The organism is Acinetobacter lwoffii, assembly GCF_022809915.1.
In the GTDB taxonomy this organism is placed as follows: domain Bacteria; phylum Pseudomonadota; class Gammaproteobacteria; order Pseudomonadales; family Moraxellaceae; genus Acinetobacter; species Acinetobacter lwoffii_M.
The window spans coordinates 20,582-35,965 of the sequence record NZ_JALGQY010000031.1 but is presented as its reverse complement, the minus strand read 5'-3'; the positions used below and the strand labels follow the sequence as shown (position 1 = coordinate 35,965).

General features: G+C 43.2%; 14 protein-coding genes and 1 other RNA gene. 10 read left to right on the top strand and 5 right to left on the bottom strand.

What is annotated here, in order from left to right; genetic code table 11:
- The coding region (locus MTX11_RS13585; RefSeq protein WP_243475352.1) for an LON peptidase substrate-binding domain-containing protein at positions 1-1,512 on the bottom strand (1,512 nt) is incomplete at its 3' end.
- A 147-nt stretch (positions 1,513-1,659) separates the two neighbouring features.
- Complete coding sequence (locus MTX11_RS13580) at positions 1,660-2,241, bottom strand: 5-formyltetrahydrofolate cyclo-ligase (RefSeq protein WP_005246924.1); 582 nt, start codon at positions 2,239-2,241, stop codon at positions 1,660-1,662.
- Positions 2,242-2,682: 441 nt separating this feature from the next.
- Here MTX11_RS13580 and MTX11_RS13575 point away from each other — a divergent pair, with 441 nt between their 5' ends.
- The 6 genes from MTX11_RS13575 (at position 2,683) to MTX11_RS13550 (ending at position 10,240) form a co-directional block, all read left to right on the top strand.
- Positions 2,683-3,165, top strand: a complete 483-nt coding sequence (locus MTX11_RS13575; protein WP_005246922.1) for a VOC family protein — start codon at positions 2,683-2,685, stop codon at positions 3,163-3,165.
- 453 nt (positions 3,166-3,618) lie between these two features.
- Entirely contained in the window at positions 3,619-3,882 is a 264-nt protein-coding gene (locus MTX11_RS13570; protein ID WP_004279500.1) for a hypothetical protein, read from the top strand.
- A gap of 67 nt (positions 3,883-3,949) precedes the next feature.
- Entirely contained in the window at positions 3,950-7,549 is a 3,600-nt protein-coding gene (gene uca / locus MTX11_RS13565; protein WP_243475351.1) for an urea carboxylase, read from the top strand.
- A 12-nt stretch (positions 7,550-7,561) separates the two neighbouring features.
- Positions 7,562-8,269: a GntR family transcriptional regulator gene (locus tag MTX11_RS13560; protein ID WP_243475350.1), complete on the top strand. Its 708-nt coding sequence runs from the start codon at positions 7,562-7,564 to the stop codon at positions 8,267-8,269.
- A 215-nt stretch (positions 8,270-8,484) separates the two neighbouring features.
- The gene (locus MTX11_RS13555) at positions 8,485-9,771 is read left to right on the top strand and encodes a PQQ-dependent sugar dehydrogenase (RefSeq protein WP_228128817.1); all 1,287 of its coding nucleotides are present in this window, start codon (positions 8,485-8,487) and stop codon (positions 9,769-9,771) included.
- Positions 9,772-10,078: 307 nt separating this feature from the next.
- Positions 10,079-10,240, top strand: a complete 162-nt coding sequence (locus MTX11_RS13550; protein WP_005267030.1) for a YqaE/Pmp3 family membrane protein — start codon at positions 10,079-10,081, stop codon at positions 10,238-10,240.
- 208 nt (positions 10,241-10,448) lie between these two features.
- On the opposite strand, the gene ssrS is transcribed toward MTX11_RS13550, so the two are convergent.
- The 3 genes from ssrS to MTX11_RS13535 all read right to left on the bottom strand — a co-directional run bounded on the left by ssrS (position 10,449) and on the right by MTX11_RS13535 (position 11,571).
- A non-coding RNA gene (gene ssrS / locus MTX11_RS13545) (6S RNA) lies at positions 10,449-10,632 on the bottom strand.
- A gap of 97 nt (positions 10,633-10,729) precedes the next feature.
- A complete protein-coding gene (locus MTX11_RS13540) occupies positions 10,730-11,017 on the bottom strand; it encodes a cell division protein ZapA (protein ID WP_004279505.1) in 288 nt (95 codons plus the stop codon).
- Positions 11,014-11,571: a hypothetical protein gene (locus MTX11_RS13535; RefSeq protein WP_191111923.1), complete on the bottom strand. Its 558-nt coding sequence runs from the start codon at positions 11,569-11,571 to the stop codon at positions 11,014-11,016. Before MTX11_RS13535 ends, MTX11_RS13540 begins: the two co-directional genes overlap by 4 nt.
- Before the next feature lie 64 nt (positions 11,572-11,635).
- On the opposite strand from MTX11_RS13535, the gene MTX11_RS13530 reads away from it, so the two are divergent.
- From MTX11_RS13530 to MTX11_RS13515, 4 genes are all read left to right on the top strand, one after another.
- Positions 11,636-12,268 (top strand): UPF0149 family protein, encoded by a 633-nt coding sequence (locus MTX11_RS13530; protein ID WP_071850619.1) that lies wholly within the window; start codon positions 11,636-11,638, stop codon positions 12,266-12,268.
- Between the two features lie 129 nt (positions 12,269-12,397).
- Complete coding sequence (gene pepP / locus MTX11_RS13525; RefSeq protein ID WP_243475349.1) at positions 12,398-13,732, top strand: Xaa-Pro aminopeptidase; 1,335 nt, start codon at positions 12,398-12,400, stop codon at positions 13,730-13,732.
- Between the two features lie 293 nt (positions 13,733-14,025).
- The gene (locus MTX11_RS13520) at positions 14,026-14,265 is read left to right on the top strand and encodes a DUF378 domain-containing protein (protein WP_004279510.1); all 240 of its coding nucleotides are present in this window, start codon (positions 14,026-14,028) and stop codon (positions 14,263-14,265) included.
- Between the two features lie 526 nt (positions 14,266-14,791).
- Positions 14,792-15,361, top strand: coding sequence for a GNAT family N-acetyltransferase (locus MTX11_RS13515; RefSeq protein ID WP_243475348.1), 570 nt, complete (start codon positions 14,792-14,794; stop codon positions 15,359-15,361).
- Positions 15,362-15,384 lie beyond the last annotated feature (23 nt).

Sequence of the window (15,384 nt, the reverse complement as noted above, 5' to 3'; positions counted from 1 at the left end):
TGCTGGCATATACAATTTAGATTGGGTGAAAGATAAACAATTAAATTGGTTAAAAAATGATTTATGAAGGAAGTCTATTACTTCAGACAGGTCCAGATCAAGATCCAGATAGTGATCGCTGAACTTGTTGTTCTGTGATGGATCAAGTACCTCAAGCATCGCAGAAGCCGGATCGCCACGGTAGTCTTGCGCCATCTTGTCGATTTCATCGAGCAAGAATAACGGGTTTTTTACGCCCACTTTAGTCAATGACTGCACAATTTTACCTGGCATCGCACCGATATAGGTACGACGGTGACCGCGAATTTCCGCTTCATCACGTACGCCGCCCAGCGCCATACGCACGAACTCACGACCAGTTGCTTTGGCGATCGATTCACCGAGTGAAGTTTTACCAACACCTGGAGGACCAACCAAGCATAGAATCGGACCACGCAATTTTTTCACACGCGACTGAACTGCCAGATATTCGACAATGCGATCTTTGACATCGTCCAGACCATAATGGTCTGCATCCAGAATTTCCTGTGCCTTGTTCAGGTTAATGCTGACTTTGCTGGCTTTATTCCAAGGTGTATCCAGAATCACTTCCAGATAGTTGCGTACCACAGCAGCTTCACTTGAAGCAGGCTGCATTGCTTTCAGTTTACGGAATTCAGCTTCTGCTTTTTTACGTACATGCTCAGGCAAATCTGCTTCAGCAAGACGTTTTTCAATTTCAGCGACATCATCTTCCGCGCCGCCGTTCATATCAGAAAGCTCGCGCTGAATGACTTTCATTTTTTCATTCAGGAAGTATTCGCGCTGGTTCTTTTCCATCTGACGTTTAACAGAATCATGCAGGGTTTGCTCAATCTGTTGTTCTTCAGACTGTTGCAATAGATAAGTCATCAATTCAGTCAAATGTGCTTCGAATTCGTCATGTTCCAGGAATTTCTGTTTGACATCAATATTCAATGGAACACGGGTTGCGACGAAGAACAATAACTGTAATAGATCTTCAATTTTGTTGGCTGCGGTGATCAGTTCACGCGCATTACGAAGTTTCGCTTCTGCATATTGAGCGAAAAGCGCACGCAATTCCTGCAAGCGCACAGCTTGGGTGTCTGCATCGACGCTCACCGTCATTGGGCTGAGTTCATGCTCTGCTGTCAGATACTCAGTTTCGTCAATGATGGTTTTCAGCTTGGCACGGTGCAGGCCTTCGATCAGGACTTTAATACAGTTTTCATCATTTTCGTGATTCACAACTTGCACAATCTTCGCGACAGTACCGTATTGATATAAATTGTCGTGATCAATTTCTTCTGTAAGCGAATCTTTTTGCGCAACTACAAATACTAGATTGTCACTGTTACGAGCCACATCAACTGCATTGATCGATTTTTCACGACCGACAAACAGCGCAATTTGCATATGCGGATAAACCACCACATCACGCAGCGCCAAAAGGGGTAGTACACTTGGAACCTGAGGCTCTAAGGTTTCTTGATTCATAATAATTTCAGACATGAGCACTCCTAATGAGTGACAACGGTGTTGCCATGCTTTTAATAGTGATGGGTAATTTTAAAAATACAAGGGCAGTTAAGATTAAATTGTATGAAAAATGACTAATTATGTGATTTTAAAGTAGTTAGCAAGGGTAAAATTACAAAATTATCGTTTGAACTTTATAAAAACTGTCGGGGTGATTAAAGCATCAAGGGGCTGATCCCATGTTTCACGTTTTAACGGCTGTGCCAGCAGTTGAAAGTCATGTGCCAGCCCCAGACGAAATGGACGCCCGGGCGCAGAAGCCAAGGTTCGATCATAAAAACCGCCGCCCATCCCAATCCGGGTGCCTGAAGTGTCACAGGCCAGCAGTGGCATGAGCAATAGATCCAGTTTGGAAACATGCACACCACGAGTGCTCATGGGCTCGCGCATACCCAGCCGATGATGGGCAAAGCGCTTGTTATGATATTGATGCTGACTGATTCGAATCCAGACCAGCTGCTGATTCATGTCGCAAATCGCTGGTAGATACACCTGTTTGCCCAGTTTAAAACAGCGTTCAATAATCGATTGGGTCTGAATTTCCCCAAAAGCATGCAAATACAGGCCAATACGTTGGGCATGAATAAATTCTGGACTGCGGATCAGGCGGTTTAAGACTTTTTGTGCGGACTGCCTTTGCTCAAATTTAGAGAGATGACGACGCGTTTTACGAAGGTATCTTCTTAATTCCTGAATGGTCATAGGGCAAAAAGCATATGCAACAAAATTGTGCTCTAGTCTAAGTGGGAATTCTGGAAAAGTAAAAAATAATTATGAGCTAAAATTTTATATGATTCCATATCTGGTTATTTAAATTCGGCTAATTTTGCCAGCAGTCTCAAAGTTAAAAAACTAAAAAAGTATTTATATCACTAATTTTTTTAATATCTCGAAACGGTCAATTCATTTTCTTTGATTCACAATTTTCCAAGCAATCCATCGTTCAGTGACAAACTCTGGAAACGCATCAGTTTAAGCACTTTGAAACAGCTTTCGATCAATAAAAATACAATTCTAAAGTAGGTTTATTCTGTTTTTGGTGAAAGATAGACAAGGGATCATATAACTATTCTCGACCGATATATGGGACACATTGGACTTAGGCAGAACGCGTAAGACCTAAATCAATGGAGATTGAAGATGATGAATATTGCGAAGAACACCGTCTGCCTTTGGTACGATGACGATGCCGAAGGTGCAGCACGATTTTATGCAGAAACCTTTCCAGACTCCTCAGTTGGCGCGATCAATCTTGCACCCGGAGATTATCCCTCCGGAAAAGAAGGCGATGTTATCACCGTTGAATTTACGGTGATGGGCGTTGCCTGCATTGGACTGAATGGTGGCCCTGACTTTCAACACAATGAAGCATTTTCATTTCAGGTGGCGACTGAAGACCAAGAAGAAACAGACCGTTACTGGAATGCCATTATTGGCAATGGTGGTCAGAAAAGTGAGTGTGGATGGTGTAAAGACAAGTGGGGCATTTCCTGGCAGATTACGCCAGTGGTCCTCATCAACGCCTGTAACAGTCTTGACCGCGCTGCGGCCAAACGTGCATTTGAGGCCATGATGGGCATGAAGAAAATTGATGTTGCCGTGATTGAAGCCGCTTTTCGTGGTTGAGTGACAGAGATTATCCGTAATTTCAGTGAATATTACTGGGTAGCCTTATTTACTTCAATATTTGAAACCTCTCCTTTTATATTTCCTTTCGATCCTCTCCTGTGTGCCTATATGCATCTTGGGTTAAAACCCCCTTAAGCCCGGCATGGAGTACCTCCAATTTTATTACTAGCCCAAGATATAAGCTGAATGGTTCCCTTAAAGGTTCATTAATAGATAGGCTTTTATATCAGTGTCGTACAAGTTGGAGAGATGTAGCTCATGCAATATGAGTTTCAGAATAATTTTTGCACTGAATTGAAAACAGGCTGAACCAAAAACAATCATCTAACGAAATTCTCCCTAATTTATACATCTTAAATTTTATTAAAATATTGAAAATAATATAGAAAATTAAACTGGCATAAGTTCTGCATAACTGTATTCAAACTTGGATACAAGAATGGATACAGAATGCTTCATCAGAAAATGATCGGCTGGACAGTCCGAAAATGGCGCGATGCCGATCAGCCAAAACAGCTTCAACTGAATCATCTTGCTCAACGCACTACCCATGTTGAGGTGGGTGAACTTGTCTGGATTCCGGTTGCGAATGCTGCACCTCTTCAAGCAAAAAACGATGCATTTAAAAAAGCTGTATTTGCGGACGGTATGTATCAAAGGCTACGACACAGAGCAGCGAACATAGTCGATAGCGGCTTTATATACAGCAGCTGAATCAGAAAACAACGAAATAGACCCATTCAGCAGATTCAAAAAATAGAGAGAATAAAAGGGGATTCACATGTTTAAAACTGTACTGATTGCAAATCGCGGCGAAATTGCTGTTCGTGCCATTCGCACATTAAAAAAAATGGGTATAACCAGTATAGCCGTCTATTCAGAAACGGACCGTTATGCACAGCATGTGATTGATGCAGATATTGCAGTGTCCTTAGAAGGTACCAAACCGAGTGATACCTATTTAAGTATTGAAAAGCTGATTGCCGCAGCCAAGAATACCGGGGCCGAAGCAATTTTCCCAGGTTATGGTTTTCTGTCAGAAAGTGCTGACTTTGCCCGTGCCTGCGAAGCAAATAATATTGCTTTCATGGGGCCAACACCGGAGCAGATTCTGGAATTCGGCTTAAAACACAGGGCGCGTGAACTTGCCGCAGCTGTCAATGTACCCATGACTCCCGGTACAGGTCTGCTAAATAGTCTGGATGAAGCCTTAACTGAAGCTGAAAAAATTGGCTATCCGGTTATGCTTAAAAGCACAGCAGGCGGTGGCGGAATTGGCTTGACCCGTTGTGATAATGCAGAAGCACTTCAGGAGGCCTATGAAAGTGTAAAACGTCTGGGCGAACAGTTCTTTAAAGATGCCGGAGTATTTTTAGAGTGCTTTATCGGTCGGGCCCGTCATGTCGAAGTTCAGATTTTTGGAGATGGACAGGGACAGGTAGTGGCTTTGGGCGAACGCGACTGTTCACTGCAGCGCCGTAATCAGAAGGTTGTGGAAGAAACACCAGCGGCACAGTTACCTGAAGCAACCCGTCAAAAATTGTATCAGGCGGCAGTTGAACTGGGCAAATCGGTGGAATATCGCAGTGCCGGTACGGTTGAGTTTATTTACGATGCAGCACGTGACGAGTTTTATTTCCTTGAAGTGAATACCCGTTTGCAGGTGGAGCATCCGGTGACTGAAATGGTGACCGGTTTAGACCTGATTGAATGCATGTTGAAAGTTGCAGCAGGTGATACTCTGGATTGGAAGCATCTAAGCAGTATTCAGCCTCAAGGTGCAGCGATTGAAGTACGCATCTATGCCGAAGATCCAGTTAAGAATTTCCAGCCGAGTCCAGGGATTTTGACCGATGTCTTTTTTCCGGAAAATGTCCGGGTTGATACCTGGGTGAGTACCGGAACTGAAATTTCCCAATACTTTGACCCGATGATTGCCAAGATTATTGTGCATGCTGAAGATCGTGATACTGCCATTCATACGCTTAAATCAGCTTTAGCTGAAACTCGCCTGAATGGTATTAGTACCAATCTGGATTATGTGCATACTGTTATTTCAGATCCGCGTTTTGAGCAAATGCAAATCTGGACACGCATGCTGGATGATTTCAAATATGTGCCGAATGTGATTGAGGTGATTCAGCCGGGTACACAAAGTTCCATTCAGGATTATCCGGGTCGTGTCGGGTATTGGGATATTGGTGTACCGCCTTCAGGCCCAATGGATGATTATGCTTTCCGGCTGGCCAATAAAATTGTTGGGAATGTCGAGGCCGCCGCCGGGTTTGAATTTACCCTGCAAGGTCCAATCCTCAAATTTCATGCAGAAAATATCATTGCTTTAACTGGCGCACCTTGTCCGGTAAGTCTGGATGATGAAGCAGTAAATTTCTGGCAGCCTGTTCAGGTAAAAGCAGGCCAAACCCTAAAAATTGGACAGGTTGAATCTGGATGCCGGACCTACCTGGCTGTACGAAATGGTCTGAATGTGCCGGAATATCTGGGTAGCCGTTCTACCTTTGCTTTAGGTAATTTTGGTGGACATGCAGGCCGAGTATTACGTGCTGGCGACATGATTAAGATGGTGAATCCTGAGCTGCCGGCCGATGGTCTACCTTTAGCGATTGCAGAACCTGAAGCTTTGGCAACAACTCTGATTCCAAGTTATGGCAAGGAATGGAAAATTGGTGTGCTCTATGGTCCGCATGGAGCACCTGATTTCTTTAAAGCTGAATATATTGAGGAGTTTTTTGCATCAAGCTGGAAAGTGCATTTTAACTCGAACCGGTTGGGTATCCGTTTAACTGGACCGACGCCAAGCTGGGCGCGTGAAAATGGTGGCGAAGCAGGATTACATCCATCCAATGTACATGACTGTGAATATGCCATTGGTGCGATTAACTTTACCGGTGATTTCCCCGTAATCCTTGCCAAAGATGGTCCGAGCCTGGGGGGCTTTGTTTGTCCGGTGACCATTGCCAAAGCTGAACTCTGGAAAATTGGTCAACTGAAAGCCGATGACACGATTAGCTTCTATCCAATCCCAGTAGAGCAGGCCAATGCGCTGGAGCGGCAGCAAATTCAAACCCTCCAAAACTTTGCCAAGGCAGAGATAACCAGCGAGGCTGAAATCGTTACAGTTCAGGCAGAAAGTATCCTGGCATTGCGTGAAGCTACGCCAGATGCACCAAAAGCTGTATATCGTCAGGCAGGTGACAGTTATATCTTGCTGGAATATGGCGATAACGTACTGGATTTGGCCCTGCGCTTGCGCGTACACCGTTTGATGCAACTGATCCGTGAAGCTGATCTGGACGGTATCCTGGAATTGTCACCTGGTGTACGGTCCTTGCAGATTAAATATGATGGTCTGCGTTTGAGTCAACAGCAACTGATTCACTTCCTGCTTGGTCTTGAAGAACAGATGGGCGATTTGCGTGACATTAAAATCCCTTCAAGAATTATCCATTTACCCATGGCCTTTGAGGACTCGGCGACTCTGGGTGCTGTTGAGCGTTATCAGGAAAGCGTCTGTGCCACAGCCCCCTGGCTTCCGAATAATGTCGATTTTATTCAGCGGATTAATGGTTTAAGTCACCGCCAGCAGGTCAAGGACATCATTTATGATGCCAATTATCTGATTTTAGGGCTAGGTGATGTATATCTGACTGCACCTTGTGCAGTGCCCATTGATCCTCGCCACCGTTTACTGAGTTCTAAATATAATCCGGCCCGTACTTTTACCGCTGAAGGGACTGTCGGGATTGGTGGCATGTATATGTGTATTTATGGCATGGACTCACCGGGTGGCTATCAGTTGATTGGCCGTACCGTGCCGATCTGGAACAAGTTTAAAAAGAACAAGCAGTTTGGCGATCAGCAATGGTTCTTACGCTTTTTTGACCAGATTAAATATTATGAGGTCACTGAGGCCGAACTGGATCAGTTCCGTGCTGATTTCGCCCATGGTCTGGCAGAAATTAAAATTGAGGAATGCGAGTTTGACTTTGCAGCATATCAGGATTTCCTTGCTACCGAACAGGACAGTATTGCTGCTTTTAAAGCACAGCAGCACGCTGCTTTTAGTGCCGAGGTGGAACGCTGGAAAGACGAGTTTGATGCACCTGTAGAAATAGAAGTGCTGCAAGATGATACTGATTACAGCCAGTATGTTCCTCTCAATGCCTCTATGACCGGCAATATCTGGAAGATTTTTGTAGAAGCCGGGCAGATTGTGAAAAAAGGCGACACGGTGGCCATCATTGAAGCCATGAAAATGGAACTGCCGGTCTATGCTGACGATGATGGCATCGTTAAAGCGATTATCTGCCGTTCTGGTCAGACCGTACATAGCGGTGAGCCACTGGTCTATATGGAGTAATGGATTCAACCTATGACACTTGCCCGCAATCCAGCCACTAAAGCGACAGGAAAAAGCTCAGACAATCTGTCTGAGCTGGTTTTCCAGAAAATTAAAAATGACATTTTTGACTTTAAGCTGATGCCGGGAGAGCGGTTTACCGAATCGGAAATTGCTGAAAGCTATGCCGTCAGTCGTACACCTATTCGGCAAGCTTTGTATCGTTTGCAGCAGGAAGGTTATGTCGAGGTGCAGTTTAGAAGTGGCTGGCAGGTCCGGCCGTTGAATTTTAAAGCCTATGAAGAGTTATATGATCTGCGAATTTTGCTGGAATGTTATGCAGTCGAACAACTGTGTCTAATGCCCAAAGACCAGTTGCAGGTTGCCCTAGCTGTTTTGATTCAAACCTGGTGTGTTCAACCAGAACAGTATGTCTATGATCTCAGAAAGTTATCCGCACAAGATGAAGCATTTCATTATCATTTGGTATTTGCAGCCGGCAATGCAGAAATGGCGAAAATTCACAGTGAGATCAGCGAGAAAATTCGCATCATACGCCGTCTGGATTTTTCCAAGGATTATCGGGTTACAGCGACCTATGCCGAGCATCAACAAATTTTAAGGGGATTACTTGCACAAGATGCAGCGTTCTGTCTCTCTATATTAGATGCTCATATCCGGCATAGTCGTAATGAGGTGAAAAAAATCACACTAGAAATGTTGTCCTCTAGTCCTGCGTAAGTTAGTCAGGATAAATTTATTTTTACAACAAGAAAAACATCAGATCTAACTCAAAACTGATAACCAATTCATAACCAGAAAAAACAAGAACTCGCTAGTGGCATCTCAAATTGTTTTTTAAAGTAAGTTGAGGATGATAATAACAAGAGATAAAAATGCTTCATCAGCCTATTCAATTTTTACTTACGGGTGCCAGCTGTGCACTTCTCCTAACCATGACTGGATGTACCATGCCTTCCAAGTCACCTATCAATGACAGTTATGGTTCCCAGCCACATTTGCCTAAACCAAAATCACGCTTGCTGCCTACAGTCAATATTGCGCCCGCCAAAGGTTGGCCTGAAGGTAAAATGCCGACACCAGCGACAGGTTTAAAAGTTCAGGCATTTGCCAAAGGGTTGCAGCATCCGCGCTGGCTATATGTATTGCCGAATGGTGATGTACTGGTGGCCGAAACCGATGCACCGCCTAAGCCCGATGACAGTAAAGGGATCAAAGGCAAAATCATGAAATGGGTGATGCAACGTGCAGGTTCATCTCATCCCAGTGCCAACCGCATCAGTCTACTTCGCGATAGCAATGGAGATGGGGTGGCTGAACAAAAAACCGTATTTTTACAGAATCTCAATTCTCCATTTGGCATGGCACTGGTCGGCAATATGTTGTATGTGGCGAATACTGATGCCCTAATGCGCTTTCCTTATCAGAACGGTGCGACTCAAATTACAGCAGCCGGTACCAAGGTGCTGGATTTACCGGCAGGCCGTTTAAACCATCACTGGACCAAAAATGTCATTGCCAATCCTGCCGGCAGCAAACTCTATATTACAGTGGGTTCCAACAGCAATGTCGCTGAAAATGGCCTAGAGCAGGAGCAGGGCCGGGCACTAATCATGGAATTTGACATAGCCAGTGCTCAAGCGCGACCTTTTGCTACCGGACTGCGTAATCCGAATGGTATGGACTGGCAACCCCAGAGTGGCACACTCTGGACGGTGGTAAATGAACGTGATGAACTCGGCAATGATCTGGTTCCTGATTATCTGACCTCTGTCAAAGAAGGCGCTTTTTATGGCTGGCCCTATAGTTATTATGGCCAACATGTAGATACCCGGGTCAAACCGCAAAATCCTGCGCAAGTTGCGCGGGCCATTCCACCAGATTATGCATTGGGCAATCATACTGCATCATTGGGCTTGGCCTTCTATAGGGCAGATCTGATGCCTCAATATCGAAACGGTGCGCTGATTGGCCAGCATGGTTCATGGAACCGCAAACCGCACAGTGGCTATAAAGTGATTTTTATTCCCTTTCAAAATGGACAACCGATGGGCCCACCTCAAGATATCTTGACTGGATTCTTAAGCGATCAGGGCAATGCATATGGGCGACCGGTCGGTGTGGCGGTAGATTCTTCAGGTGCCATTTTGGTTGCTGATGATGTCGGTGATGTGATTTGGCGAGTATCACCCTTGTGTACACCAGCTGCAGTAAGTAAATAAAGGTTTAGGGATTCAGGATTTTATTCGGATCTGAATCTGTGGAAAGTAAAAGTTAAAGCAAAGACTGTTTCATTCAAACGTCAATATTTTGATTGAAAATATGCAAAGGCTAGCGGATTTAAAATAATTTTTAAGCTTCATTTAAGCTGGCTGAATTAGGCTTTCAGGATATTTTTACGCGTGATTACAGCATGTACAGAGATTCTGCTGATCCTATTAAAAATATCTAAATCTAAGTGCCAGTTTTAAGTGCCAATAAAAACTGGATATAAAAGTTAGAACGTTGCAAAAAAAGAGGGTTTTAAGAATGAAATCAATTGTTGCATTTATTTTCCCTTGGTCATTATTTATGACCCTTCATCGACCAGCCGAAGCCACAGTATGCTTAATGCTTCAGATTTCGATTTTAGGCTGGATTCCTGCTGCAATCTGGGCCATGCATACTTTATATCGGGATAAAATAGCCTGAAAATAGGAAAATAAGTTACTGAAAGATTGTTTGATTTTGACGGAAGTAATTAAAGCCCTATCTTTTTTATAGCGAAAGATTTTTTTTCATTCCAGATGATGAATACATCAATAAAATGAATCTAGAGGAATGTTCGAGAGAAATACTACAAAATTAAAATAAGAGGAAATTCAGGAAAAATTATAATTATATTTTGAAAACGAAATTGAAGTACTCCGAAGATGCCGCTGCATGTGTCGTTACCCTGAACCCGATGAGTTCAAGGAGGATGCGACGTATACTTGCTGGGTTTCCCATACGGAGATGGGCATACACTCTAAATATACAGAACACACCCATAAGTGTTAGTATCGGCAGGGGAATAGACCCGCTGGCGAACACCTCAGAGTTAAGTTAATTATAAACAATAATCCCGGTGTGGCAACTCTATGCTGTTCATGAACTGTAAACAGTTCGGTCGAATGTCCGAAGTTTAAACAGAATTCGAGATTATTCAGTCAGTTCTTCAACTTCTTCTAAAATAGTTTGTAACAAACGCTCGCAATGCGCATATTGTTGCAGGGATCTATTCATATTCAAGACCTCCTGCATCAGCTCAAGTGCCACCATAATAATCAGCTTGCTGGGTTCCATGCGTGGTGCTTTACGGCGAAATTCATCATATTTGTCATTTAATAACTGTGCTGCGCGTTCTAATTCTTCCTGCTTGTCAGGAGTAGAGGCCAGACGGAAACTATGCCCCAATACTCTGAGATCGATTGCAATTTGTTCACTCATGGTGAGGCTTCCTCAGTCGCTTCAGTCGGATGGGCCAGTTGTTGAATTTCCTGTGCGTGATGATCCTGCGCAGTACCGAGAATCGCCAGACGTTGAATAATCGCTTCAACCTTGGCTTTGGCATTTTCATTTTTCTGGGTTAAACGTTCAGATTCCTGAGTCAGACGCTGAATTTCCTGCTGGGCATGACGCTGTTCAAGGATCATCTTTTCCTTAACTACGCGCAGCTCATTTCGTTCAGCCAGAATTTCCTGAAAACGGTTTTTCAGATCGGTACAACTTTTTTCCAGACGGCCATAACGGTCTGCCAGTGCAGTTGCATCATTATTGAGCAGTTGAAACTGGGCACGAGAATCCGTCAATTGTTCTGTCAGATTTTCATTTTCTTGTTGTTTTTGCGCAATCACGCTGTTTTTTTGTTCAATTTGCTGTTGATGTTGCATCATTGAAGAGTCTTGCTCTTCGCGCAAACTGGAATTTTCACTTTCAAGCCGTGCAAGTCGCGTTTTTAACACGCCGATCTGCACTTGTAGACGCTGTAATTCTTCTAACATATCGAGGTCGCACAGTGTTGCAAACAAAGGTAATATATAAGCAGTATAAAGATTGGATAAACGAATGCAAGACGATATTTCAGGTTGGACCGAATGGCACCGCAATTTTTCTTCAATTGAGGAAATTTCTAGCCCTAGCGAACTACATGGTTTGCTGACTGGCATTGTTTGTGTCACCCAGGCGCCAAGCAGTGAAGAGTGGTTACAGATTTTAGAAACACTGGATGTACCTGAACTGGATGCCGAAGCATTAGAGTTGTTGGCGGGCGAAGCTGAAGATGTGTTCCATGCATTGTCTGAAGATGAGCTGGATTATTTACCTTTGCTGCCTGATGATGAGCATGTGCTTTCAGAACGCGTACAGGCTCTGGCGGACTGGTGTGCAGGCGTGGTCTTAGGTTTCGGACTGGCTTCAGGACATATCCGTCAGGATGAAGTTGAGCTGATTGAACATTTACAAGATGTAGCCGCAGTTGAATTTGAAGACTCAGACGATGATGCTGAAGGTGAAGAAAGCTATCAGGAATTGTACGAATTTGTGCGTCTGATTCCTGTCAGTCTGTCTTTAGGGCGTAAAAAGGTCGAAGTTGAAGAAACGCCACTCTTACAGCAATTTAGTCAAAAAAATCAGCCTAAAGTCGCTACTACAGAAGCGCAAAGTGTAGTCGAGATTTTCTCGCCTAAACGTCTAAGCTGATGAAATGCTGAGGTGAGTCATCACCTGCTTGAAATCAGGCATATATTTTGCTGTTTACAGTGAAATCTATAGTCTGATTTCAAGACTATATTCTAAATACAAGTATTGATCGATAAGAAGTAAGGTGTAATGAAGAAATTGACACAGGCAGTTTTTGAGGAGCGTCGCGCAATCCTCGCAGGGGAAATCGGTTTACGCAGTATCGCTATTATCGCGACCAGTCCGGTAGCTATGCGTAACCGTGATGCAGATTATAAATACCGTGCAGACAGTAGTTTCTTCTATTTAACCGGATTCGCGGAACCTGAAGCTGTGGCTGTGATTGAAACCTTTGACACTGAAGAAGAAGGCTATAGCTACAGTTTGTTCTGTCGTGAACGCAACCGTGAAATGGAAATCTGGAATGGCTACCGCGCGGGTATTGATGGGGCTATTCAGGATTATGATGCAGATGAAGCCTATGCGATTGATTTGCTGGATGAAGAAATCTTAGAAAAGTTACAAAATAAAGATCAGTTGTTTTATCGCATTGGACAGCATGCAGAGTTTGATGCGCGTGTCGCCAAATGGATTGCAACTGCAAGTGGTGAAAGCCGTCGTGGTACTTCTGTGCCAGCGCAAGTAATTCAGCTGGATCGTATTGTTGATGAAATGCGTCTGCATAAAGATGCAAATGAAATCGAACTGATGCAGATTGCTTCCGATATTTCTGCTGATGCACATACGCAAGCGATGCTAGCAGTACGTCCGGGTATGATGGAATATGCGCTGGAAGCCGAGCTGAATTATGTCTTTGGCAAAAATGGCGGTGTTCCGGCTTATAACAGTATTGTCGGTGGCGGTGAAAATGCCTGCATCCTGCATTATGTAGAAAATGACAAAGAACTGAAAGATGGCGATTTAGTCCTGATTGATGCTGCAGCTGAATATCAGTTCTATGCTTCAGACATTACCCGTACCTTTCCGGTAAATGGTAAATTCAGTCCGGAACAGAAAGCCTTATATAACGTAGTACTGGATGCTCAAATCGCTGCGATCAATGCCGTGCAAATTGGTAACTCGTATAAAGAACCTCACAATGTTGCAGTGCTTATTTTGGTGCAGGGTTTGCTTGATCTTGGCTTGATGCAGGGTAATATCGACGAGATTATAGAAAAAGAAGCTTTTCGTCAGTTCTACATGCACGGTACGGGGCATTGGCTCGGTATGGATGTGCATGATGTCGGTGCTTATAAGGTTGATGGCGAATGGCGCTCGTATGAAGAGGGCATGGTCGTGACCGTTGAGCCGGGTCTTTACATCGCGTCTGATGATGAAACAGTCGATGCCAAATGGCGTGGAATTGGTATCAGGATTGAAGATGATGTGGTAGCCACTGCAAATGGCCCGCTGGTTTTAACTGCGAAAGTTGTCAAAACGGTAGAAGAGATTGAAGCATTGATGGCGAAAGCGCGCGCTGCTTAATTTGAGAAAAAATACGGAAAGCCGGTCGCGAGATCGGCTTTTTTTATGACATTTCTATGCCATTTTAAAAAAGAACTCCTAGCTATATCACATCGAGCAAAAAGTGATTTAGCTTACGTTTATATCGAACAAGTCAAATAAAACTAACCTAAGTAAAATTTACGGCTTAAAAATTGACAGGAAGTCAACACAGAAAATCCGTTTTTAGCATCAAAGCTACATATTAAATGGGCTGAGATTCTCATACTTTCTCTGATCCTTAAATAAACTTAAATAAGAGCAGGAGAACACTTATGAGATTAAATACGATTGACTGGATTGCTTATGCTTTAACAATCATTGGTGGCATTAATTGGGGTTTAATTGGTGCATTCGATTTTAATTTGGTCGCTGCAATCTTTGGTGATATGAGCGCCTTATCTCGAATTGTTTATGTATTGGTTGGTTTGTCGGCATTGTACCTGATTTATACAGGAACGAAGTTGGGTAAAACAGTACACCACACAGATCATCATACCAATATTGTGCGTTAAGCTAATCTTCTTGGGCGAGTTTCTTGCAAGATAGGATTCATGTCTTCGAGTAACTTGCCGAGAGGATAGAAATAGTGTGGAAGATGAAGAAACCTCGGTAGATTTCCGAGGTTTTTTATTAGGTGTTTATACGTTATTAATAGAACCATCCCCAGATCTACAACAATGCCTAGCTAAAGATTGATGATCACTATCATACAAATAAGATTAGATTGTACATGGTTGGATAAATTTTTTTAAAATATCTGTTAGCTCAAAGATCGAGTTATATTTATACAATTATCTTAAAATAAGAAAAGAATAGTGATTGTAAATGGGCCTCCTGCTACTGAAAGTGAATATCAGCTCATTTATAAATGGCTTGATTCACAATTTTATCATTCAGGATCTACGAGCATCAGTATGTATTCAAAATTGTGCGAAGCGAGTAGATCGAGTTATACCAATTTGACTAGGTTTGCGATCGAATCGTATAAGTGCCAAATGAAATAATAACATTCCGTTTTTTAATGCCGAGTTGATAAAAGTGAGTATAAATATTTTAGTTGCTGAATTAAAGACAACTTGGTTGGAGTTAAGAGCATATAAAGTTGGAGATGAATTTTCATTATTCCAAGAGTATTGTGGCGACGTTGAAGCATCAAAATACTTACAACGACAGGTGCATACAACAGTCGGTCAAACTCAGCAGATGTTGCAGAAATGGGCGTTAAGCTATTGGCAGCAACCGATTAAAGGATTTTCATGGGTGATTGCTGAGCGAAAAAGTCATCTGGCAATCGGGTTACTAACGATTATTCAACAGCAAAATAACAGCCTTGAAATTCATTTCGGACTTGGTCCTCGATTTCGGGGGCAGGGCTATATGCTTGAGGCGATGAAAGCGGTGATTCAGTATTTTAGACAATATCTTACATTTAAATCACTAGATACTTTCTGTGATGCAGAACATATACAGGCACACCAAGTGCTTTTAAAGACAGGGTTTGAAATCGTTGAACGGATCAATGCCTATACTGTATTGCCGAAGTTGGGGACTGAAAAGCGCGATGTCTTGGTTTTTCAATATAGGCTGGATCATCATGGAGAAAACTAAATAAAACGAATCATTATAAAAAT